This window comes from Paraburkholderia sp. BL21I4N1 (genome assembly GCF_002973525.1).
In the GTDB taxonomy this organism is placed as follows: domain Bacteria; phylum Pseudomonadota; class Gammaproteobacteria; order Burkholderiales; family Burkholderiaceae; genus Paraburkholderia.
This window is the reverse complement of sequence record NZ_PVEN01000006.1, coordinates 370,866-391,591: the sequence shown is the minus strand read 5'-3', so window position 1 is coordinate 391,591 and position 20,726 is coordinate 370,866. Positions and strand designations below refer to the sequence as shown.

The window sequence follows — 20,726 nt, the reverse complement described above, 5'->3', positions numbered from 1 at the left end:
GCTCACCAGCACCCGCTACCCGCGCGCGATCATTTGGCGTTGATATACCAAAGCGCGTCAGTCGAGGGAGCGGGCTTGGCCTTCGGCGCCGGCGCAGCAGGCGGCGCGCTCGGCGGCTCCGCCGCGGCTTGCAACGGAACCGCCTGCGCCGTGCTCGCTTGTGGCTGCGGCTTACTCGTCGTCGGACTGCTGACGTACCAGAGCGCGTCCGTCGATGCTGCGCGGGCCGATTTCTGATCGCGGCTCGTCGACGTGGCAATCGCGCTCGACGCCGCTGTCGACGCAACTGCCGGCACCGCATCGCGGCTCGGCGCACTAGCCGCCGACTGCGCGGCGCCGGGCGTGCGCGAAGCACGCGCTTCGAACGTTCCGCTCTGGAAAATCAGCGTCTGCTCCGGGCGTGCGATCACGGCATACGGGAATTGCAGATCCCAGCGCAGCAGCACGCGCCCGTTCGGCGTCTCCGCGAAAATGGCCGGAATGTGTTTCATGTCGACGAACTGGACGAACACCTTCGAACCATCGTCGAAAACCTGCATGGGCTTTGCCTGATCCGCGCCGGTGACGGTCCAGCCGAAGTTGTACGCCGCCGAGGCCGCGATCGTGGAACTGGCGCCGGTTGCGCCGCTTAGGCCATTCGCGCCGGCAACCGTGCCGGCGCGGGGGCGGCCGCTCTGCACGGGCGTGATTTCGAGGCTCGTGAATGGGCTATAAGTCTGCGGCGGCGTAAAGGAAGGCGGGAGAATAGGCATGGATGAATCCGGCGAAGCGGAGATGGATTGAACCGCATCATAGACCTTGCGCGCATAGCTCAGGCGCTTATCGGGCGACGCCGCGTTGTAGGCCCCGACGGCGTTCCAGTTCGGCCCGAACTGGCGAATGTTCTCCGACAGAATCCACGCGCCGACATAAGCATTGGTGCAAGGATCGAACAGGCTCTGTTCGCTAATGCCCTCGCGCGCCAGCACCGGCAGCCAGGAACTGTTGATTTGCATCAGTCCGATATCGGTCGTGCCATTGCTGTTGGTATTGATGCGATTCGGCTGCATGCCCGATTCGACCTGCGCGATTCCGCGCATCAAACTCACGTTGACGTGTTGAAAAGCCGCGGCGTCGTCGATGCAATCGGCTAGCGCTGTGCCATGCATAAAGCATAGTGCGGCGAAGCATGCCGTGGACTGGAGCCGCGCATGGACGATCGGGTTGTGCTTCTGGAGCCGCATGATGAATGGGAATTGGTTTTGCAGGCCGCTCTTAGTCGATCGCGGCGTTGGCCAGGAGGCGCCATCTTACCTTTTGCGACCAGCGCGGTTGGCTCGCAGCGCACCGAACGCATTGAAAATACGCTCGATATACGCGTTCTTATGCGCAAGTGGCCCGTTGCCGCGCTCGTAATGCGTGAGCATGGTTGCATTCGCTTCGAAGACGAACACGCGGCCATCGGGCAGCAAGGTGAAATCGATGCCGCCGTAATCGAGGTCGAGTCGTTGGCCAATGGCCGTGACGGCGTCCCATGCACGGTCGCCGAGCGCGGCGCGCGCGTCGTCGAGAAAACGTCTTTCTTCGTCGAGTTTCCATGCGTGCCGTTCCATGTCGGCCGAGAAGTAGTGGACCATCCAGTCCGGCGAAATGGCGAGGTGGTAAGCAAACGGCTGACGGTCGACGAAAATCACCCGGTATTTGCGGTAGTGATTGTCCGTCGACCGATAGTCGGTGAAGCCGGTCAGATAGTGCGGACCTGTCAGCGCGTCGGGTCGAGCTTCGAGCGCGGCGAGCGAGTCGCAGCGCAACATGCCCTCGCCGCCATGAGTGGCGGTCGGACGGACCAGCAGCGGAAACGACAGCGCGCTTTCGGCGAGGCGCTGTTCGAGTTCGTCGCGCGATGCGGGCTGCGTGTCGTTTCGCACGCAGGGTGCCACGGCTACATTGTCGAGACCGGCCAGCAACGCGCCAAGCTGATGACGAAACGTTCTGGCGACGCTCGACGGCGGATTGAGCAGCGGCCGCTCGCAGTGTGCCGCGAAGCGTTCGAGCCGCGCGGCAAGCGGGGCCGCGACGTCGGCGTCGCCGATTGCATTGAAAACCAGGTCGTACGGTGGAAGCTGCGCGTCTTCTTCTTCGCGCGCGTGGTCGATTGCGTATTTGATCCGGCAACACACGGTGGTCGGAAACAGCGCGTCGAACGGGATATTGCCGATGCCGCTGCCCACGCAAAGAATCAACACGTTCAGCGCGGGCGAACCCACGCGTTCGACGTAGACGCGCTGCAACGCGTACGCGCGCTCGCGGCAGGCGTGCGCATCGGCGAGTTCGCCAGAGTTGGTGTGGATGGCGGCGAGGTTCAGATACGCGATCGCGACGTTCGGGTCCAGCGCCAGCACGAGCCGATACCAATGCGCGGCGCGTTCGTCGTCACCTTTCATCATGTAACCCGTCGCGACGTCGCAAAGCATCGCGGTCGTCGCGTCCGGCTGATTGGCCGCGTAGGCGTCGAGCGTTTGAGCCGCGATCAGATGCGCGAGCGCGCCGAGTTCGTCGCCGTCGGTACGCAGCGCGTCGGCCATCGTGCGATGCAGGGCCGCGTCGCGCGGCGTGGCGGCGAGGGCGCTTTCGAGCGTCGCGCGCGGGGCGTTGCGTGCGTTATGTGCGTTGTGATCCGGGTCCGAGGGCATGCCGTGTGTTCCTTTCACGCGTTATCGCGCGTTCGCCGAATCCGCCGTGCCTGGCCTGGACTTCAACTTGGTGACGATCGCGTGAGTGTAGCGGGAACCGTCGAAACGGCGCGGCGTTTCCCGCGCTCAATCTTGGGTCGGTATGCGCAATGAGAAAAGCCGAGCCGCGCAACCCGGCTACACTGCTGCAGCGCACCGCGATCACGCTCGCGACGGGGCGATCCATGTCATGCGCGTCGACACGCGCTCGAACTAAACAAAAAAAATCCGAACCATGCAACTGGACACCCACGCATTTCGAGGCAGTCCTCGTCTCGAGGCCCTCATCTCACGACTTCTGCGCGTACCCGGTGGCCCTGGACACTCACCGTCGGCGCTGCACACGTTCCTCGTGTTCGGTATCAAGCAGGCGTGGGTATGCCTGTTCGGCGGCCTCATGGTCGCATTGCTGATCGGCACGCATCTCTGGTATCCGGCGGATGCGGTGATCCCCCGATACGATGTGTTGACACTTTCAGCCGTGGCGATTCAGATTCTGCTGGTCTGGCTGCGCCTGGAGGAGTGGGACGAGGTCAAGGTGATCTTGCTGTTTCACGTTGCGGGCACCGGCATGGAACTGTTCAAAACCGCAGTGGGCTCATGGGTCTATCCGGAGGCTTCGTATTTGCACATTGGCGGCGTGCCGTTGTTCAGCGGGTTCATGTATGCGTCGGTCGGTAGCTACATCACACGGGCTTGCCGCGAGTTCGATCTGCGCTTCACCGCGCATCCGCCGCTGAAGGTGACGCTGGCTTTGTCGGCGGCGATCTACGCGAACTTCTTTCTGCACCATTACTGGTTCGATTGCCGATACCTGTTGATGCTCGGCGTGGCATTCGCCTTTCGCCGCTGCCAGGTCTACTTTCGCATCGGCTCCGTTTATCACCGGATGCCCTTGTTGCTGGGCTTCTTCCTGATCGCCGTGTTTATCTGGCTCGCCGAGAACATCGGCACGTTTAGCCATGCATGGCTGTACCCGAGCCAACTGCAAGGCTGGTCGATGGTGTCGATCGGCAAGCTGGGCGCGTGGTTCATGCTGACGATCATGAGCTACGTGCTCGTTACGCTGGTGAATCGCCCGCGCGCGCCCGGGCCGTCGAATTAAGCGGACCGGAACGCCCGGACGGCGTGGCGCAATTTCTTTTATGACGAGACGGGCGCTGGTTCAGCGTCTGCGTCGCATCGCACGAATCGATGTTCCAGGCGAACGCGCAACACGTCTGCGAGACTCAGCAGGTGCTCGCGCAATACCCTGGCCTGTTGCTCGCTGATGTCGTCGAGCGTGATTTTTTGTTCGAGGATTTTGCCGCGCTTGACCACCGCCCAGTGATTGACAGGCGCGTGCTTGCTCTTGAGATGCGCGGCGGCCTGAGCGACCACGTCGAGATTGACGTCGGAGACGAGATGGAGCGTGTGGGTCAGACGGAAACCGGGCAGACAGTGCGACCAGTTGTCTTCAGATTTCAATGCGGTTGACGAGGAGAGATCCCGTTTCATAGCGACTCCGGATGAAGATTAAATTCGAACCGGTGCCAGCTATGCCGCTCCCGCTTCGTTGCCGACTATCGGCCGCATCGCCTTGAGGCAACCACCTTGCCCGGGGAGGCAGGTTGGCGTTTGTACCGTTCGGTACTAACTCTGGATGCAGGAGGGAGTCTAGCAGATTGCCCGGCGACTGTGAAAGGGACCACGCCGTGTGCGCCGACGAAACCTCAGCGAACTCGCTTGTCGCGTTGCACCTTGCCGAAATGGAGCGCCATGAAGACGCCGATGGCAAGCGCGCCCACGAGAGCCGCGAGTGCGTCCACGCCGATTTCCGCCATGTTCGTATGGCGAGCCGCGATCAGCACGCCGACAGCGAGATTGGCAAAGCCCCAGACGACATTGACGACAGGCGAAGAATCGCCGACGCCATGGGGCTTGGCGAACGGCGTGGGAAACGGAAAGCCTTGTAATCCGGCCGCCAGATGGGGGACGCAATTGCACAGAAGCGCTCCGGCGAGAAACGACCAAACCTGCTGCATGTGATTACCTCGAAAGGGGAGAAAGAATCGGGCTGACCTGTCGATCACGATTTTGCGAGGACATCCTCTCAAAAAATAGTAGAGGACATCCTCTCATATGTCAAACTACCAGGCCGAGAGATAGGCGAATTGAAAGAATACGCCGCGTTCTTGACCGACGATTCGTGAAAATTGATCGTGCTAATATGCGAGGAATGCCTATCAAATCCTCGCATATCGGTCCATCGCCATGATTTCGCCCAAGCCTGCCTCAGACGCCGCGCGCGCTTCGGAACCCAAACGAGAACGGGGGCGTCTGCGCGTCGCCGCGATCCTGGAAGCCGGGGTCGCCGTGTTCACCGAAAAAGGTTATGACGCCGCCACGATGACCGAGATCGCGGCGCGCTCAGGGACCGCGATCGGTTCACTGTATCGATTCTTTCCCTCCAAGGAATCGCTTGCCGACGCGCTACTGCTGCGGTACGCGCTCCACGTTCAGGACGGACTGGCCGACATGGCACGCCAGGTTCCCGACATGACACTGGATGGGGTGGCCGACGCGTTCGTCGACTTCATGCTGGTGCTTCAGTCGCAACGCAGCTTTGCGGTGTCTCTCGTGGATGCGCGCGGCGGCAGCGTCGACGAACGCACGCGGTTTCGCGTGGCGATGCGAGGCGGTATCGCGGATATCCTGAGCAAGGCGATACCTGCTTTGAGTGCGGGCAAGGCGAAAGTGATGGCGGTCGTTCTGCTCCAGCTGCTCAAGAGCGTGGTGATTACCGCCAACGAAGAGCCGGCCATGCGGGCCATGCTCCTCGCTGAAATTCGCGAACTCGTGCGCACGTATCTCGCGTCCGCGGCGGGCAGGCGTGTCGAATAGCGCGGGGCGTGCTGCTGGTTTCAATCAGGCACTACGCCGCGCCGGTTTTTTGTTGGCCGGGTTGTTGGGGCGCGGAATGTGTCGCGCGCTACGGTGGCAATACATCGCGCGAGGTCTCCGGTGGCGATCTCGATCTGTTCGTCGCTGAAGCCACCCAGGCCCAAAATCAAACCCATGGGGCCGTTGCCGCCCGCGTACATGGGCGACACCGCCCGCACGGCAACGCCGTGCTCCGCGGCTAACGACGCGACGCGTTTGTCGTCGACGCCGCCACCCAGCCACAGCACCATATGCATGCCCTGATCGGACGGTTGTAGCCATGCAACGTCGGGGGGCAACACACGTTCGATCGTCTCGATGATGCGCGCGCGGCGGTCCGCATAGACACCGCGAATGCGGCGGATATGCCGGTCCAGATGCCCCTCCGCGATGAAGGCCGCGAGCACGTGCTGATCGGCATTCGGCGGGTGGCGATCCATCAGCACGCGTGCGCCGTAGAACGCCTCGACCAGGTTCTTCGGCACCACGGCGTAACCCAGCCGCAACGACGGAAACAGGATCTTGCTGAACGTGCCGAGATAAATCACCCGATCCGGGTCGAGACCCTGGAGCGACGGAAACGGATGTCCCGCGTAACGCAACTCGCTGTCGTAGTCGTCCTCGACGATCCACGCGCGATTCGCGCGGGCCCAGGCCAGCAACGCGCCGCGTCTCGCCATACTCATCGGCATGCCGAGCGGGTACTGGTGCGACGACGTGACGAATGCCGCGCGCGCGTGCGGGTCCAGTTCGATACCGGCATCGACGTTCATCCCTTCGGCATCGACAGGCACGCGGATCATGCGCTCCGGACGGCCGATGCTTTCGAGAATCGCGGTGATCCCCCTGTACGCGGGGTCTTCCACCCACGCCGAGTCGTCGGCATCCAGCAGCACCTGGCAAGACAGGTAAAGGCCTTGTTGCGTGCCGCTCGTGATAATCACCTCGTCGGCCTCGCAGCGGACCGAGCGCGATTTCCGCACGTAATCGGCGATCGCCTCGCGAAGCTCGCGTGCTCCCTGCGGATCGCCATAGCCCGCAGGCGCGCCGGCCCCGCGCGCCCGCAGGCGATTGCCGAGCCGTCGCCAGATATCGTCGGGCGCGGCCGGGCCGACCGGCACTGAAACCGCGAAGGGCGCCGCCGGCACGACCGAAAATTGACGCGCTACTTGAGTGAACAGGCGGGCACGCTCGGTCAACAGCGCGGGCTCGACGCAAGACAGGCGCTCGCCTGCACGGGTGGCCGGCGCCTGCGCCAGCGCTTGCGCCACGCGCGTGCCGGCTCTCGGCTGCGAGGTCAGAAAACCTTCCGCGATCAGCTGATCGAACGCCTCGATCACGGTGCCGCGCGCGACGTGCAGCGACGTGGCGAGCGCGCGCGTGGACGGCAGCAGCTCGCCGGGCTTGAGGTCGCCCCGATTGACGGCACGGCGCAGTGCCTGCGCGAGTTGGCGCCCGAGATGGCCGGCGCTTCGATCCAGCGTGCCGATTGACGGCAGCTCGACGGTTTTAGGCTTTCTGGCCATGGCTTGATTTCTGGTTCAGGGAAATTGCTTGAAACTGGCTCTACCAATCAATCCAGCTTACCGCGAAAATTTCCTGAACGACGCAAAACCTTTCGCGCCGAACGGAGCCTCTATGTACATCCCGCCTCAATTCAACGAACCGCGCGCCGAGGTGCTGCACGCACTGATCGCGGCGTACCCGTTTGGCACGCTGTTTTCGCACGGCAGGAGCGGGCTGGACGCGAATCACCTGCCATTCGAACTCAACGCCGACGAAAAACCCCACGGCGTGCTCAAAGCACACGTGGCTCGCGCCAATCCCATCTGGCAGGAGTTAAGCAATGGCGACGAAGTGCTCGTGGTGTTTCGTGCGGGCGATGCCTATATTTCGCCAACGTGGTATCCGAGCAAGCACGAGTTTCACAAGCAGGTGCCGACATGGAACTACCGCGTGGTGCATGCGCACGGCCGCATCACGATCCACGACGACGAGCGCTACGTGCGCGGCCTGGTTGCGCGCCTGACGCGCGTTCATGAGGCGTCGCAGCCGAGTCCGTGGAAAATGACGGATAGCGCGAGCGACTATATCGATGCGATGCTGAAGGCGATTGTCGGCATCGAGATCGAGATTACGCAACTGGTCGGCAAGCTCAAGCTGGGCCAGAATAAAGACGCGCGGGATATCCACGGTGCCGGCGCGGCGCTTGGCGAACGGGGCGAGCATGTGATTGGCGACGCCATGCTGGCGTGTGCCGCGAGAAAAGCGCAGTAAGAGGGCGGACGGTTTGCGCGGCGCCTGCAGGGCGGCCTCGGGCCGGATGTCGATTCGGTTTCGACGCAGGCGGGAAGTGGGCATTGAGCGTATAGAAGAGTCTCGCGCGTCGGCGTCGTCGCAGCGTAACGAAGAGCAAAGGAGCACCTCATGTCCCGCTTCGCAAGCCGCTTTCGCACCACGATTTCCGCTGTCGCGCTCGTCACGCTCGTGGCGCTTGCCCTGCTGGGCACCGACAGTGCGCAAAGCTGCACCCGCGTGCTCTATACCGGCGACGAAGGCCTCGTCATCACGGGCCGGTCGATGGACTGGTCCGAAGACATGCGTTCCAACTTGTGGGTCTTTCCCGCCGGCATTGAACGCGACGGCGCGGCCGGTCCACGCTCGCCGCGCTGGACGTCGAAATACGGCAGCGTGGTGGTGTCCGGCTACGAGATCGGCAGCGTCGACGGAATGAACGAACGCGGGCTCGTGGCGAATGCGCTGTATCTCTCCGAGACCGATTTCGGCAAACCGGACGTAAAACGCGCGCCTTTGTCGATCAGTCTATGGGCGCAATATGCGCTCGACAATTTCGCCACGGTCGCCCAGGCGCTGGACGTGCTGAGTCGCGAGCCGTTTCAGATCATTGCGCCGCCGTTGCCGAACGGCAAGCCGTTGACGATCCATCTCTCGCTCTCCGATGCGCAGGGCGATTCGGCGATCCTTGAATACCTCGACGGTAAACTGGTGATTCATCATGGCAAGGCGTTCAAGATCATGACGAATTCGCCCATCTATAGCGAACAGCTCGCGCTCGATACCTATTGGAAGGGCGTGGGCGGCCTGACGTTTCTGCCGGGTACGAATCGCGCGGCCGACCGCTTCGTGCGGGCGTCGTTTCTACTCGACGCGATCCCCAAACAACTCGACCCGAACTACATTGCCGGCGTGCCGAACCGGTCGTATGCCTATCAGGCCGTGGCCGGCGTGATGAGTGTGATGCGGTCGGTCAGCGTGCCGCTAGGTATTTCGACGCCGGATCAGCCGAATCTATCGTCGACGATCTGGCGCACCGTGTCCGACCAGAAGAACCTCGTCTACTATTTCGACTCGTCGACGCGGCCGGACACGTTTTGGGTGTCGCTGCACAATCTGAATCTGAAGCCGGGCGCGCCGGTGATGAAGCTGACGATCGACGCCGGGCAGGTTTTCTCCGGCGAGGTCTCGGGATCATTCGTCGCGACGCCGTCGTTCAAATTCATGCCGGCGCCTTGATACCGCACCTGGCTAGATGGGCACGACGCGCCGCGCACGCCCTGTCTAGCCCTTCGACCCCGCCGGCCGAATCGACCATTGCGTCGGCGTGAACTGCGTCTGAAACCGCGACAGGAACGACTGCCCAAGTAACCCATCCACACCGTTGCCCAGCGACGACGCGGCGGGGCCGTCCACCGTCAGCTCGACACGTTCGGCCTCGGCTCGCCCAACCTTGATCGACGATGCCGAGGTCAACAGCGCTTGCCGCTGGCCGTTCACCGTCGTCATCTGGATCTGGCGGGCGGTGTCGAGCGGCACTTGCGCGCGGTGCGCGAAGTTGCGCGTCAACAGCACATACGTCGCGCCCGTGTCGACGATAAACGTGCCGCTCACGCCATTCACGAGCGCCTTGACGAGAATCGTCGTGCCGGCTTTGCGTGCGAACGTGTCGTTGCCGGCAGCGTACGAAGACTGGCAGGACTGATGCGCCGCATAAGCCGCGATCTGCTGGTTCACCTGCGGATAGTTCGCATGACTTGGCTCGGCGGTCGTCCACATACGGATCACGCTGACCGCTTCGCAATAGTGTCCCGCTTTCGCCTGCATGTCCGCGGCCCGCATGAACAGGTCGCCGTTGGCGTTCAACAGATCAGGCAAAAGCGCGATGGCCTGCATGTAGTCCGCGAGCGCTTTTTCATAGTCTTGCGCGCCTTCCCGCGCACGGCCGCGCGTGAAGTAAAACTGCGGATTGACGGAGTTGGTCTGCACGAGACGGTCGGCCACTGCCGTGGCTGCGCGATAGTCGCGCACGGCGATGAGGTCTTGCGCCGCGGCATCCAGAAAGCCGTCCGCGCGGCCGCACTGGTCCACGAACTGGGTCAGCGCGTTGGCGGCTTCGCGCCGGTAGCCGGCCCGTTGGAGCTGTGCGCTCAATGCGCCCATTGCGTCGCTATTGCACGACTCTCGCGCTAGCTGCGAGAGCGCACGCGAGGTATCCATCCTGGTCAGATCGCTCGCGGCCACGGAGCTCAGGTGATAGTGATCGACGGCAGGTTGGATCTCGTCCGGAATAGAAGGTCCGCAACCGGCTATCAGGAAAGCCAGTCCGCTGACGCAGAAGCGCAGTGCCGTGCGTCGATTCAATCCCGGTACCCAAGCGGGTTTCGATTCTATGGATGCGTGGTCGATGTTATTTGTCATTCTGGGCAAACCGTGATTTTCCGCGACGGCGAATTGTAATCACGCGTCGGCGATTTAAGGAAGCGATTCAGCATGAACTGAAGGATAATTTCCACTCTAAATCGCACGCAGATGAAAACAATGAAACTCCATCGCATGCTTTGCTTTGGCCGTCATGACGGAACCGGCAACGCGGCTATCGTGGTCGAGCAATCGGCTTTGGCCGAGGCCGAGCGCCTCGCGTTTGCCCAGCGGCAAAACGCGGCGGCGACCGTGTTCGTGGACACGAATTCGGCCGGTGAGACGCAACTGGATTATTTCTATCCGCACATGCGCAGCCCGCTTTGCCTGCATGCAACGCTCGCTGCCAGCGCGGTGTTCTTCGAGCGCAATCCGGAGATTCAGCAGGCCCGGTTCGTCACGAGCATGCGCGCACAAGTGCTCGAGGCCGCGCGTATCGACTCAGGCATTTTTGTCGAAGTGAGTCCGCAGCGTTGTCCACCGCTGAGTGTCGGGGTCGCCGACGCGGCGTATCTGCTTCAGACCGAGCCGGCGAATCTGATCGGCTTGCCGAGGCTCGCGTCGGTGGGCAGCGCCAAGCTGTTGGTGGAAGTGGCCGATCAACGCGTGCTCGACGCCTTGCAGCCCGATCTGCCGGGTATCGTCGGTTGGGGACGGGAGCAGGGCGTGTCGGGCTTATACGTTTACTGCCGCCTGCATGACGGGGTCTACGCGGGTCGCAATTTCAACCATCTCGCGCCCCACGCGGAAGATCCGGCAACGGGTGTGGCGGCCGGTGCGCTGGCATCGTTGCTCGAGCGAAACATCACCTTGCTGCAGGGCGATGCATGCGGCCAACCGTGCACACTGCAGGCTCGTTATCGGAGCGGCGCGGTGCAAGTGGGCGGTCGGGCGGTACGAAGCAAGGTCTGACCTACCGGAAGCCGCACGCTCCACTTTGATCAGAGCAAAGGCGCATTCAATGATTTCCGTCGACCAGGTTCTCCAGAACGAGCCGCCAATCTCCGTCATTGGTCGGGTTCTCTGGATGATCTATCCAGAAAACAAGGCCTGATCTATCGACATCGGGCGATTAGACTCGAACTCCCTACCAATCACAGATGGAGAACCCCATGGCTGACCATTCAATCAAAGGGAAGATCGTTCTGATCGCCGGTGGCGCGAAAAATCTCGGTGGCCTGATCGCGCGGGATCTGGCCAGGCAAGGCGCCGCCGCGGTGGCGATTCACTACAACAGCGCGTCGAGCAAGGCGGCCGCCGACGAAACCGTGGCCGCCATCGAGGCAGCGGGCGCACGTGCTGTCGCATTTCAGGCCGATCTGACGCGCGCGAGCGCCGTCGAGAAGCTATTCGCCGACACGATCGCGGCCGTGGGCAAACCCGACATCGCGATCAATACCGTGGGCAAGGTACTCAAAAAGCCTTTCGTCGAAATCACCGAGGCGGAATACGACGAGATGAGCGCGGTCAACGCGAAATCCGCTTTCTTCTTTCTGAAAGAGGCGGGCAAGAACGTCAACGACCATGGCAAGGTGGTGACGCTCGTCACGTCGTTGCTGGGCGCGTACACGCCGTTTTATGCCGCGTATGAAGGCACCAAGGCGCCGGTCGAGCATTTCACGCGGGCGGCGTCGAAGGAATTCGGGCAGCGCGGCATTTCGGTCAATGCGATTGGACCGGGACCGATGGATACACCGTTCTTCTATCCCGCCGAAGGCGAAGATGCCGTGGCGTATCACAAGACTGCAGCGGCACTGTCGTCGTTTTCCAAAACCGGCTTGACCGATATAGAAGACGTGATTCCGTTCATTCGTCATCTGGTGAGCGACGGCTGGTGGATTACCGGTCAAACCATTCTGATCAACGGTGGCTACACCACGAAGTAATCCCGACATGCGGCGCCGTGGCTGCTCAGGCTAGCCGCGGCGGCCCGCTGTGCCGTCGAACGAAGCCTTGAAGGAAGCACCGATGGATAAACTCGACCAGCTTCGCATCTTCGTCCAGGTCGCGGACATGGGGAGTTTCATCAAGGCGGCCAATGCGCTGGATTTGCCGCGCGCGTCGGTGTCGGCGGCGGTTCAGGAGCTTGAGTCGAGCCTCGCGACGCGGCTTCTCCATCGCACCACGCGGCGTGTGCAACTCACTGCCGACGGCATTCAATTGCTCGATCGCGTACGGCCGTTGCTCGGCGATGTCGAAGACATCTACTCGTTGTTCCAGACGCGCCAGAAAGAAGTGTCCGGCCGCTTGAGCGTCGACGTGCCTAGCCGGATCGCCCGCCGTTTGATCGCCCCCGCGCTGCCCGGTTTCCTGCGCCGCTATCCACGTTTGCAATTAGGACTGGGATCGACCGATCGCGCAATCGACCTTGTTCACGAAGGCGTGGATTGCGTCGTCCGGGCGGGTCATCTTCAGGTCAGCAGTCTCGTGGTGCATCCGTTGGGCCATTTCACCGTGATCAACTGCGCGAGCCCCGATTATCTTCGCGCGAAAGGCGCGCCGAGTCTGCCGGACGAACTCGCGCAAGGACACGAAATGGTGGGCTATGCGTCGCCCACCACCGCGCGGGAACAGCCGTGGGAATTCGTCGTTGACGGCGAACTTCGCAGCGTTGCCGTGACTTCGCAGGTCGTCGTGAATAATGCCGAGAGTTATATCGCCTGCTGTCTCGCGGGGGTCGGGCTGATACAGATTCCGCGCTTCGATGTGCAGCACTTGCTGGATCGCGGCGAACTGGTTGAAGTCATGCCGGACTTTCGCGCGCCGGCCATGCCCGTTTCGTTGTTATATCCGCACCGGCGCCAGCGGTCGCGACGCCTGAATGCATTTATCGAATGGTTCGAAGCGCTGATCCGGCCGCAACTCGAAGCGCGAAAATGAATAGCGCGCCCGGCATATGCACCGCTCAACTCATTCGGTAAAAGAACACGAACAGACCGATAGCGATAACTGTCCAGACGGCTGTCTCCGCAATAAATGCGAATCTGCTTTTCGCGATCCTGCGCTTGCGCCATGAATCCATCGCTTCGAATAACACGCCTGCGAGCAGGAATATGACCAGGCTTACGGCGACTTCGTAGCCGGTCAGGGTGCCGGCCTCGTGATATTGAAGCGCCAGGTTGATGAGTAACAAGGGAATGGAAAACGTCAAACTGCGTTTGAAAAACAGGGCGGTCATCGAGTGGTCCATTTTTATTATCAAAGAGCGAAATTGTAAGGCTCTAATTCGGACAGTCAAGAAGGTCCTGTCTAACGATACTCGTCGTGGTGCGGTTGTAAAGAGATCGTCGGGAAAAACGAAGCTGATGCTCAACAACTCAAGTCAACCAGTTGATGGACCGGATCAAAGGCGTCATGACCGAAGTGCGGGAATCGGTCGCATCGGTCAGCACGGCGTCGAAGGAAATTGCTTCCGGCAATACGGATCTTTCATCGCGCACGGAACAACAGGCGGCCTCGTTACAGGAAACCGCGGCGAGTATGGAAGAGTTGACCGGCACGGTGAGGGCGAACGCGGAGAACGAGCGTCAGGCAAGCGGTCTGGCGGCGAATGCTTCCGACATCGCCGGGCACGGCAGTCAGGTCGTGACGAACGTGGTCGGTACGATGAGCGAGATCAGCGAGAGCTCGTCGAAGATCGCGGACATCATCGGCATCATCGACGGTATTGCGTTTCAGACCAATATTCTCGCGTTGAACGCGGCGGTCGAAGCGGCGCGCGCTGGCGAGCAGGGCTGTGGCTTCGCGATCTATGCGACACGCTGGTAGGTCAGCAAGGTATAGGGCGTAGGTCCGTCCACACGGATGTTCTCGATGCAATCGAAGTCCGCTGCGGGAAGTTCTGGAAATAGCGTGTCGCCCGGTGGCGTCAAATCGATTTCGGTGAGATGGATCGTGTCCGCGTACGGCAAAAACAGGCGATAGATCTTCTCGCCGCCCGCGATGAAAACTTCGCCACGCCTGTCGTTTGCGATGTGTTCGGCGGCTTGTTGAAATGAATGGCAGGTCGTCACGTTTTCCGCGGCAACGACAGGTTGAGTGCCGATGACCAGTACATCCCGATTGGGAAGCGGCCGGCCAATCGATTCATAAGTGCGGCGTCCCATCACGACGAGATGCCTTTCCGTGAGTTGGCGAAAGCGGCGTTGCTCGCCGGGTACTTTCCACGGAATATCGTTTGCCGCGCCGATTACGCGGTTGGTAGCCATGGCGGCCACCATTGAAATTCGTTTGCCGTTCAACATGATTGTCTCGCTGCTATTCGGAGGCGGATTGAGGATCTCCTTCAGAAGCCTCAATCGCTTTGCCCAGTTTGATGAGGTAGCGCTTTGTCGTTTTGAGGTCACCGCGCCACAACCACTTCAGGCAGTTGAAGAGTTCCCATGCGAGAAATTGTCCGTCGTTGTGAAAGACGGTCATGTCGTGCCCGGTCGACGCGACCCTGGATGACGTTCTTGCGTCGATGCAAGCGTTGCGGTTGACGATCTCGACAAAGGGCTGCTCCAGCGTGAGTTCGATGCTGGGCGCGATGACATGAAATTCCATGGAAGTGAAGTCGTTGAAGACAAGCTTCTGTTAGGGACTGCCCGGATCGCGCGCGCCATCGAACGTGAAGAGTGCGTCCGATTAGCTTCTTCGAAGTGCATAGGCGGTCCATGCGTGCTTGATAGGCGTTTGTGGCAGTGCGGCAATAGTTGTATCGGAGATGCGTAGGGGCCGCTCACGATCGCATCGGACGGCCGGCTCGATCGAGCTTCTCAAATCAATCGTCCCTCACCGGCCGCGTCTCCCAAAACAACACCACCTCGATCGCGACAAACGCAACGAGCGGCACCACAGCCCCGATCGTCCCCGCGATCTCGTGTCCAAACCGGCTCACCACATAAAGCAGCACGATCATACTGATCGCCATGCCCGGTGCGCCAAGCCCGCGCAACGCCGCGCTGCGATGATAGCCGAGCCAGAACGCGGCGCGCGCGACGATCCAGAGTACGGTCGTCGCCACGACCGCACGCATGGACGAGCCGTCGGGCGAGTAGGCGGCCAGCCCGAACAACGCGGCGGCGAACACGACGATCTGTTCCAGCGTGTTCTGCAGGTACCGTTGATTGACGCGCAACCGGCGTGTCTCGAAGCCCACCAGCGGATCGAATGCAGGCGACGTCAATCGCTCGTGCGCGACGGCTTCGATACCCGTCACCAGGCAGAACAGCACGGCGGCGCAGCAGCATTTGAGCGTCAGCAGCATCCGCGCGCCGAGGTTGTCCATGCCGGCCAATGGCGACATCCCCAGCTCGATGCCGAGCCAAAGCCCTGAGGCGAACAGCGAGGCGACCGCGATGCCGGCCATGCCGACGGCGCGCTGCCGCCGAAAGTCGGACGCGGAATGGGCAGGGACGCTCATGGGTTTTCCTCCAGGCGATGGTTGCGGTGGCATCGGCACCGGCCGTGCCCGCGCGTTGGTCTATTGCGCAGTAGTGTAATGCGCGGCAAACGAACGCTCTCCTGAAGAGAGAGGCACGCTTGCATGCCGCCGGAATTGCCCGATGCGTCGGTGCGGCAGTCGACCAGGTTGCTATTCCCAACGATAGCGGGCAATGTACGCAGTCGACCGGGCAGTCCCTCTGCTTTCAGGTTTCTTCCTGGCCATAAAAAGAAGCCAGCTAATCCGCGAGGTTCATCACATGGACGACCCTTCTGCCCACGGCAATGCCCGCGCCCAGATCCGGGCGCACGACGCGATTGCTGAGTTCACGCGGGTTCTCTGGCTCCTGCGCCACATTCTGGCCATCCTGCTGGCGATCTTCTTCATGCTTTCGATCGCCATGTACTACCTCGGCGGGACCGTCGGCGCGGCGTCGAGAGCGCCGTCGTCGCTCGGTGAGACCTTGTACTTTTGCGCGGTCACGGCGCTGACCATCGGCTACGGCGACGTCGTGCCGACCTTCGCGCTGGGGCGAATCATCGCAGTCCTGCTCGGACTGCTCGGCGTGTTGTTGACGGGCGTGGTCACCGCTTCCGCGGTTTACGCGATCCAGTTCGCCGCACAGCGGGCCGGCCTGCTACCTCGCTAAACGCGAACTTTCGAGCTTGCGTGGATGGCAATCGTCAAGCTGCCATTGAGGTGGGCCACTATGTACGGCGCCGCTCGCGCCCCTGCAAAATTCCGACGTAAACAATACAAACCCGCCACAATAGCTGCCAAAATACGACCGCCGCTCAAGAACGGCAGCGCGTTGCCGATACTGCGTGAAGCGTGTCCTCGGATCGAACGCGTTATTTAAGCCACCTTCCTTCGCACGATGGAGCCACTGTGATTCGACACGGCCTTGGTGGCCTGCTGCTGGCGCTGAGTTGTTTGAGTAGCGCTTTCGCCGCAGGTCCCGACTGTTCGCGTACCTTTACGCTCGCGTTACACGATCATGGCCTGCTCTATTCCGTGGATACGGACAGCGGGATCGACAAGGATTTCTCCGACGAACTACAGCGCCGCAGCGGCTGCCAGATTCGTGTCAGCCTCATGTCGCGGGCCAGAATCTGGAAGCTGATCGAATCCGGCGGCCTCGATTTCAGCCTGTCCGGCATTGCCAACGACGAACGCAATCAGTACGCGGACTTCGCCTGGTACTTCAGCAACAAATACTATTTGCTGGTGCGCAAAGACGCCGGCATTCAACGCCCGGTCGATTTCGAACGCAACAGTCAATTCCAGCTCGGCGTGATTCGCAGCTTCCGCTACAGCCAATCGGCGAACCGCCTGGTCGACGCGCTGGCCGCCCAGAACCGCGTCAGCCAGGCGGGCGGTCTGGATCCGCTGTATCAGGCGCTGATTCTCCGGCGCATTCAAGGCATGATCATCGAGCCTTTCGATTACCCTGCAATCGACGAAAAGAACATCCGCGACGTGACCACCATCGTGGAATTCGACGATCCTGCCGTACCTCATGGCCTGATCATGTCGAAGCGGGCGTTGTCGCCGGCCGAGCGCGGCAAGTGGCGCGCGCTGGTCAATGAAATGCGCGCGGATGGCACCGTGCGGCGCCTGTTCGAGAAGTATTTCAAACCCGACCTCGCCGATGCGATGGTCGATTTCCCGACGCCGCCGTGAGTTGGGCGCGGATCGCCGTTCTGCCGCTGCTGGTCCTGTCGGCCGCGCTCAGCGTGACGTGGGTGCTGTGGGACCATGAGCGGCAAGCCGCGCGTCATGAGCTGCTCACGCAGTTCGACTTCTCGCTGGGCGATGCCGTCAGCCGCATCGAACAGCGCATGGGCACGTACGAGCTGTTGTTGCGCGGCGTGCAGAGCCTGTTCGCCGCCGGCGGCGAGATGGACCGCGAGCGCTTTCGCGACTATGTCGACACGCTCAATCTCGACGCCAACTTCTCCGGTATTCAGGCCATCGGTCTGGTTGCATGGGTGCCGGCGGCGCAAAAGAACGATCACATCGGCGCGATGCGTCGCCAGGGCGTGCGCGGCTACGCCATTCTCCCCGAAGGCGCGCGCGACGATTACGCGCCCGTCATTCAACGCTCGCCGTCGGTCGGCCTGAATCGCATGCCGCCCGGCTTCGACGCGTGGGCCGACCCGGTGCGCCGGCGCGCCATGGAGCAGGCGCGCGACTCCGGCATGGCCACCGTGTCCGGCAAGGTCAGCCTGGTGGTGGATACCGAGCCCAATGCGCGCCCCGGCTTCATCATGTATCTGCCGGTCTACGCACGCGGGCAGCCGCAGGAAACCGTCGCCCAGCGACGGGCGCATCTGGTCGGCTGGGTCTATGCATCGTTCCGGATGCACGACGTGGTCGCCAGTCTGTACGGCGAGCAGCCGCCGGGCCTCTCGATCGCGATTTACGACGGCGTCGAGCCGTCGCCCGCGGCGCTGCTGCACAGAACGCCCGGGTCGGCGGGACACTTGTCCACCGACATGTCGGCCAATGAATACCTGGTGGTCGGCGGGCACGACTGGACGCTGTCGATGAGCGCCCAGGACGATTTCAAGGCCCGTTTCGGCCGTAATGCCGCGCTGCAGATCGCCGCCACCGGCACGGGCCTGAGCCTGCTGCTGGCGCTGCTCACCTGGCTCATGATGACCGGCCATGGCCGCGCGTTGCGGCTCGCTTCGTCGATGACGAGAGAACTGCGCGAGAGCGAGGAGAAGTTTCGCGCGATCGCCGATTGCACGGTCAACTGGGAAGTCTGGTGGGGCCCGGACAGCAAGCCGCGCTGGATCAATTCGTCCGTGGAAGAGTACATCGGCTATACCGCCGGCGAATGCATGGCGATGCCGGATTTTGCCGGCACGGTAATTCATCCGGCGGATATTACGCGCGTGATGCCTGAAATTCAGAAGGGCCTGCGGGGCATTCGCGGCGACGACCTCGAATTTCGTTGCGTTCGCAAGGACGGCACGCTGATCTGGCTGTCCGTCTCGTGGGTACCGATCAGCGACTCACGGGGCAATCGCATCGGCTTTCGCACCAGCGGCCGGGACATCACCGAGCGCAAACAGGCCGAGGCCGAACTGCGGATCGCGGCGGTGGCATTCGACTCGATGGAGCCGATGATGATCACCGACTTCGGCGCTAAAATCCTGCGCGTGAACACAGCCTTCACCGAGTGCACCGGCTACACCGCCGAAGAAATCGTCGGCAAAACGCCGCAGGTACTCCGCTCGGACCGTCACGACGTCGCGTTCTTCCGCACCATGTGGGAAACGATTCATCGCGCCGGCGGCTGGCAGGGAGAAATCTGGGACCGCCGCAAGAACGGCGAGGTCTACCCCAAGTGGCTCACGATCTCCGCCGTGATGGGCGAGAACGGCATTGTCAGCCACTATGTCTGCACCCACCACGACATTACCGAACGCAAGATCGCGGAAGAGCGCATCAAGGAACTCGCGTTCTTCGACGCACTGACCCGTTTGCCGAACCGCACCTTGTTGCTGGAGCGCCTGAAGCAGGCGATGACGGCGAGCGCGCGCAGCGACGCGTGCGGTGCGTTGCTGTTCATCGATCTGGATCACTTCAAGACGTTGAACGATACGCTCGGCCACGACAAAGGCGACCTGCTGCTGCAGCAGGTTGCGCAACGTCTCGCCGTCAGCGTCCGCGACACCGACACCGTGGCGCGAGTGGGGGGCGACGAATTCGTGGTGGTGCTCGGCAATCTGCATGAAGAACGGCAGCGGGCTGCCGAACAGACCGAAGCCCTCGGCGAGACGATTCTCGCGGTGCTGGGCAGTCCGTATCAGCTCGGCGAAATCGAATACCGTAGCACCGCGAGCATTGGCGCAACCGTGTTCATCGGCCATCAGGCGTCGATCGACGAACTGTTGAAACAGGCCGATCTGGCCATGTACAAGTCCAAGGAACGAGGCCGCAATGCCGTGCGGCTTTTCGATCCCGACATGCAGACAGTCGTGATGGAGCGGGCCGCGCTGGATGCGGGGCTGCGCACGGCGATCGAAGAGAACCAGTTCCTGCTGTATTACGAGGCGCAGATCGACGCCGACCGGATCACCGGCGTCGAAGCGCTGGTGCGCTGGCAGCATCCGCAGCGCGGTATCGTGATGCCGGCCGATTTCATTCCGGTGGCGGAAGAAACCGGGCTGATTCTCGCGTTGGGCAGTTGGGTGCTGGAGGCGGCCTGTACGCAACTGGCGGCGTGGGCCCGGCAAGCCGACATGGCGCATCTCACGATCGCGGTCAATGTTAGCGCCCAGCAGTTCCGCGAACCGGACTTCGTGGACAAGGTCGTGGCGATTATCGGTCGAACCGGCGCGAGGCCCCACCGCCTGAAGCTGGAATTGACCGAAAGCGTGCTGGTGGACAACGTGCAGGACATTATTCAGAAGATGACGGCGCTCAAGGCGAAAGGCGTCGTCTTTTCTCTCGACGATTTCGGCATTGGTTATTCGTCGCTTTCGTATCTGAAGCGCTTGCCGTTGGACCAGTTGAAGATCGACCGCTCGTTCGTGCGGGATGTGCTGGTCGATCCGAACGACGCCGTGATCGCCCGAACCATCGTGGCGCTCGCGCACAGCCTGGGCCTCGGCGTGATCGCCGAGGGCGTGGAGACCGAGGCGCAGCGGGACTTCCTGGCGGCCGCCGGGTGCCACGCGTATCAGGGCTATTACTTTTGCCGCCCGCTGCCCGTGGAAGGTTTCGAAGCGCTATTGCGGCAGCGCGAAGCGCGTCCTTGCGTGGCCGAATAAACCTGATACCTGTCATCGAACACGGCTAGCCGGATTCGCGGATGAATGTAAAGCTCGCGATACGGCAGCCAGTCGAAGGCAGCGCTCGTGCCTGACGGCACGAACCCGGTCGCCGGCCCACAGCGTGGTAGCTGTCATTTTCCTTTCGTCGAGAGTGTGGCGGGA

20 protein-coding genes, 1 pseudogene and 1 riboswitch are annotated in these 20,726 nt (G+C 62.0%); of the genes and pseudogenes, 11 read left to right on the top strand and 10 right to left on the bottom strand.

What is annotated here, in order from left to right; genetic code table 11:
* Positions 1-29: 29 nt before the first annotated feature.
* On the bottom strand, positions 30-1,223 hold the full coding sequence (locus tag B0G83_RS18625; RefSeq protein ID WP_105508841.1) for a transglycosylase SLT domain-containing protein: 1,194 nt from the start codon (positions 1,221-1,223) through the stop codon (positions 30-32).
* 66 nt (positions 1,224-1,289) lie between these two features.
* Positions 1,290-2,672, bottom strand: a complete 1,383-nt coding sequence (locus B0G83_RS18620) for a RimK family alpha-L-glutamate ligase (protein ID WP_105508840.1) — start codon at positions 2,670-2,672, stop codon at positions 1,290-1,292.
* Positions 2,673-2,946: 274 nt separating this feature from the next.
* Between B0G83_RS18620 and B0G83_RS18615 the strand changes: the two genes are divergently transcribed.
* Positions 2,947-3,816, top strand: coding sequence for a DUF817 domain-containing protein (locus B0G83_RS18615; protein ID WP_105508839.1), 870 nt, complete (start codon positions 2,947-2,949; stop codon positions 3,814-3,816).
* Positions 3,817-3,854: 38 nt separating this feature from the next.
* Here B0G83_RS18615 and B0G83_RS18610 read toward each other — a convergent pair whose 3' ends face one another.
* The gene (locus tag B0G83_RS18610) at positions 3,855-4,208 is read right to left on the bottom strand and encodes a hypothetical protein (RefSeq protein WP_105508838.1); all 354 of its coding nucleotides are present in this window, start codon (positions 4,206-4,208) and stop codon (positions 3,855-3,857) included.
* Between the two features lie 44 nt (positions 4,209-4,252).
* Positions 4,253-4,362, bottom strand: a riboswitch (SAM-I-IV-variant riboswitch).
* A 61-nt stretch (positions 4,363-4,423) separates the two neighbouring features.
* Positions 4,424-4,783 carry a hypothetical protein gene (locus B0G83_RS18605; RefSeq protein WP_374954923.1) on the bottom strand — a complete coding sequence of 120 codons (360 nt, stop codon included), beginning with the start codon at positions 4,781-4,783 and terminating at the stop codon, positions 4,424-4,426.
* A 181-nt stretch (positions 4,784-4,964) separates the two neighbouring features.
* Here B0G83_RS18605 and B0G83_RS18600 point away from each other — a divergent pair, with 181 nt between their 5' ends.
* Positions 4,965-5,594: a TetR/AcrR family transcriptional regulator gene (locus tag B0G83_RS18600; protein ID WP_105508836.1), complete on the top strand. Its 630-nt coding sequence runs from the start codon at positions 4,965-4,967 to the stop codon at positions 5,592-5,594.
* A 20-nt stretch (positions 5,595-5,614) separates the two neighbouring features.
* On the opposite strand, the gene B0G83_RS18595 is transcribed toward B0G83_RS18600, so the two are convergent.
* Positions 5,615-7,159, bottom strand: a complete 1,545-nt coding sequence (locus tag B0G83_RS18595) for a PLP-dependent aminotransferase family protein (protein ID WP_105508835.1) — start codon at positions 7,157-7,159, stop codon at positions 5,615-5,617.
* A gap of 112 nt (positions 7,160-7,271) precedes the next feature.
* Here B0G83_RS18595 and B0G83_RS18590 point away from each other — a divergent pair, with 112 nt between their 5' ends.
* The gene (locus B0G83_RS18590; RefSeq protein ID WP_105508834.1) at positions 7,272-7,910 is read left to right on the top strand and encodes an FMN-binding negative transcriptional regulator; all 639 of its coding nucleotides are present in this window, start codon (positions 7,272-7,274) and stop codon (positions 7,908-7,910) included.
* A 150-nt stretch (positions 7,911-8,060) separates the two neighbouring features.
* Positions 8,061-9,167 (top strand): linear amide C-N hydrolase, encoded by a 1,107-nt coding sequence (locus B0G83_RS18585; RefSeq protein WP_105508833.1) that lies wholly within the window; start codon positions 8,061-8,063, stop codon positions 9,165-9,167.
* Between the two features lie 45 nt (positions 9,168-9,212).
* Here the strand turns inward: B0G83_RS18585 and B0G83_RS18580 are convergent, their stop codons facing one another.
* Positions 9,213-10,292 (bottom strand): retroviral-like aspartic protease family protein, encoded by a 1,080-nt coding sequence (locus B0G83_RS18580; RefSeq protein ID WP_181156947.1) that lies wholly within the window; start codon positions 10,290-10,292, stop codon positions 9,213-9,215.
* 177 nt (positions 10,293-10,469) lie between these two features.
* Here B0G83_RS18580 and B0G83_RS18575 point away from each other — a divergent pair, with 177 nt between their 5' ends.
* From B0G83_RS18575 to B0G83_RS18565, 3 genes are all read left to right on the top strand, one after another.
* The gene (locus B0G83_RS18575; protein WP_105508831.1) at positions 10,470-11,261 is read left to right on the top strand and encodes a PhzF family phenazine biosynthesis protein; all 792 of its coding nucleotides are present in this window, start codon (positions 10,470-10,472) and stop codon (positions 11,259-11,261) included.
* A 200-nt stretch (positions 11,262-11,461) separates the two neighbouring features.
* The gene (locus tag B0G83_RS18570; RefSeq protein ID WP_105508830.1) at positions 11,462-12,235 is read left to right on the top strand and encodes an SDR family oxidoreductase; all 774 of its coding nucleotides are present in this window, start codon (positions 11,462-11,464) and stop codon (positions 12,233-12,235) included.
* A gap of 82 nt (positions 12,236-12,317) precedes the next feature.
* Positions 12,318-13,229, top strand: a complete 912-nt coding sequence (locus B0G83_RS18565; RefSeq protein ID WP_105508829.1) for a LysR family transcriptional regulator — start codon at positions 12,318-12,320, stop codon at positions 13,227-13,229.
* Positions 13,230-13,254: 25 nt separating this feature from the next.
* Here B0G83_RS18565 and B0G83_RS18560 read toward each other — a convergent pair whose 3' ends face one another.
* Complete coding sequence (locus tag B0G83_RS18560; RefSeq protein ID WP_146120257.1) at positions 13,255-13,527, bottom strand: hypothetical protein; 273 nt, start codon at positions 13,525-13,527, stop codon at positions 13,255-13,257.
* Between the two features lie 206 nt (positions 13,528-13,733).
* Here B0G83_RS18560 and B0G83_RS18555 point away from each other — a divergent pair.
* A pseudogene (locus B0G83_RS18555) lies at positions 13,734-14,105 on the top strand (methyl-accepting chemotaxis protein); the annotation flags it as partial.
* Here the strand turns inward: B0G83_RS18555 and B0G83_RS18550 are convergent.
* The 3 genes from B0G83_RS18550 to B0G83_RS18540 form a co-directional block, all read right to left on the bottom strand.
* A complete protein-coding gene (locus tag B0G83_RS18550; RefSeq protein WP_105508826.1) occupies positions 14,099-14,593 on the bottom strand; it encodes a dihydrofolate reductase in 495 nt (164 codons plus the stop codon). The pseudogene B0G83_RS18555 and the gene B0G83_RS18550 sit on opposite strands and share 7 nt — an antisense overlap.
* Before the next feature lie 13 nt (positions 14,594-14,606).
* Positions 14,607-14,894, bottom strand: a complete 288-nt coding sequence (locus B0G83_RS18545) for a hypothetical protein (RefSeq protein WP_105508825.1) — start codon at positions 14,892-14,894, stop codon at positions 14,607-14,609.
* A 217-nt stretch (positions 14,895-15,111) separates the two neighbouring features.
* On the bottom strand, positions 15,112-15,753 hold the full coding sequence (locus B0G83_RS18540) for an MAPEG family protein (RefSeq protein ID WP_181156945.1): 642 nt from the start codon (positions 15,751-15,753) through the stop codon (positions 15,112-15,114).
* Between the two features lie 193 nt (positions 15,754-15,946).
* Here B0G83_RS18540 and B0G83_RS18535 point away from each other — a divergent pair, with 193 nt between their 5' ends.
* The 3 genes from B0G83_RS18535 to B0G83_RS18525 all read left to right on the top strand — a co-directional run bounded on the left by B0G83_RS18535 (position 15,947) and on the right by B0G83_RS18525 (position 20,561).
* Complete coding sequence (locus tag B0G83_RS18535) at positions 15,947-16,423, top strand: potassium channel family protein (protein WP_308701468.1); 477 nt, start codon at positions 15,947-15,949, stop codon at positions 16,421-16,423.
* 239 nt (positions 16,424-16,662) lie between these two features.
* On the top strand, positions 16,663-17,457 hold the full coding sequence (locus B0G83_RS18530) for an ABC transporter substrate-binding protein (RefSeq protein WP_105508823.1): 795 nt from the start codon (positions 16,663-16,665) through the stop codon (positions 17,455-17,457).
* Positions 17,454-20,561 carry an EAL domain-containing protein gene (locus B0G83_RS18525; RefSeq protein ID WP_105508822.1) on the top strand — a complete coding sequence of 1,036 codons (3,108 nt, stop codon included), beginning with the start codon at positions 17,454-17,456 and terminating at the stop codon, positions 20,559-20,561. The genes B0G83_RS18530 and B0G83_RS18525 overlap by 4 nt, the downstream gene beginning before the upstream one ends.
* Positions 20,562-20,726: the final 165 nt, after the last annotated feature.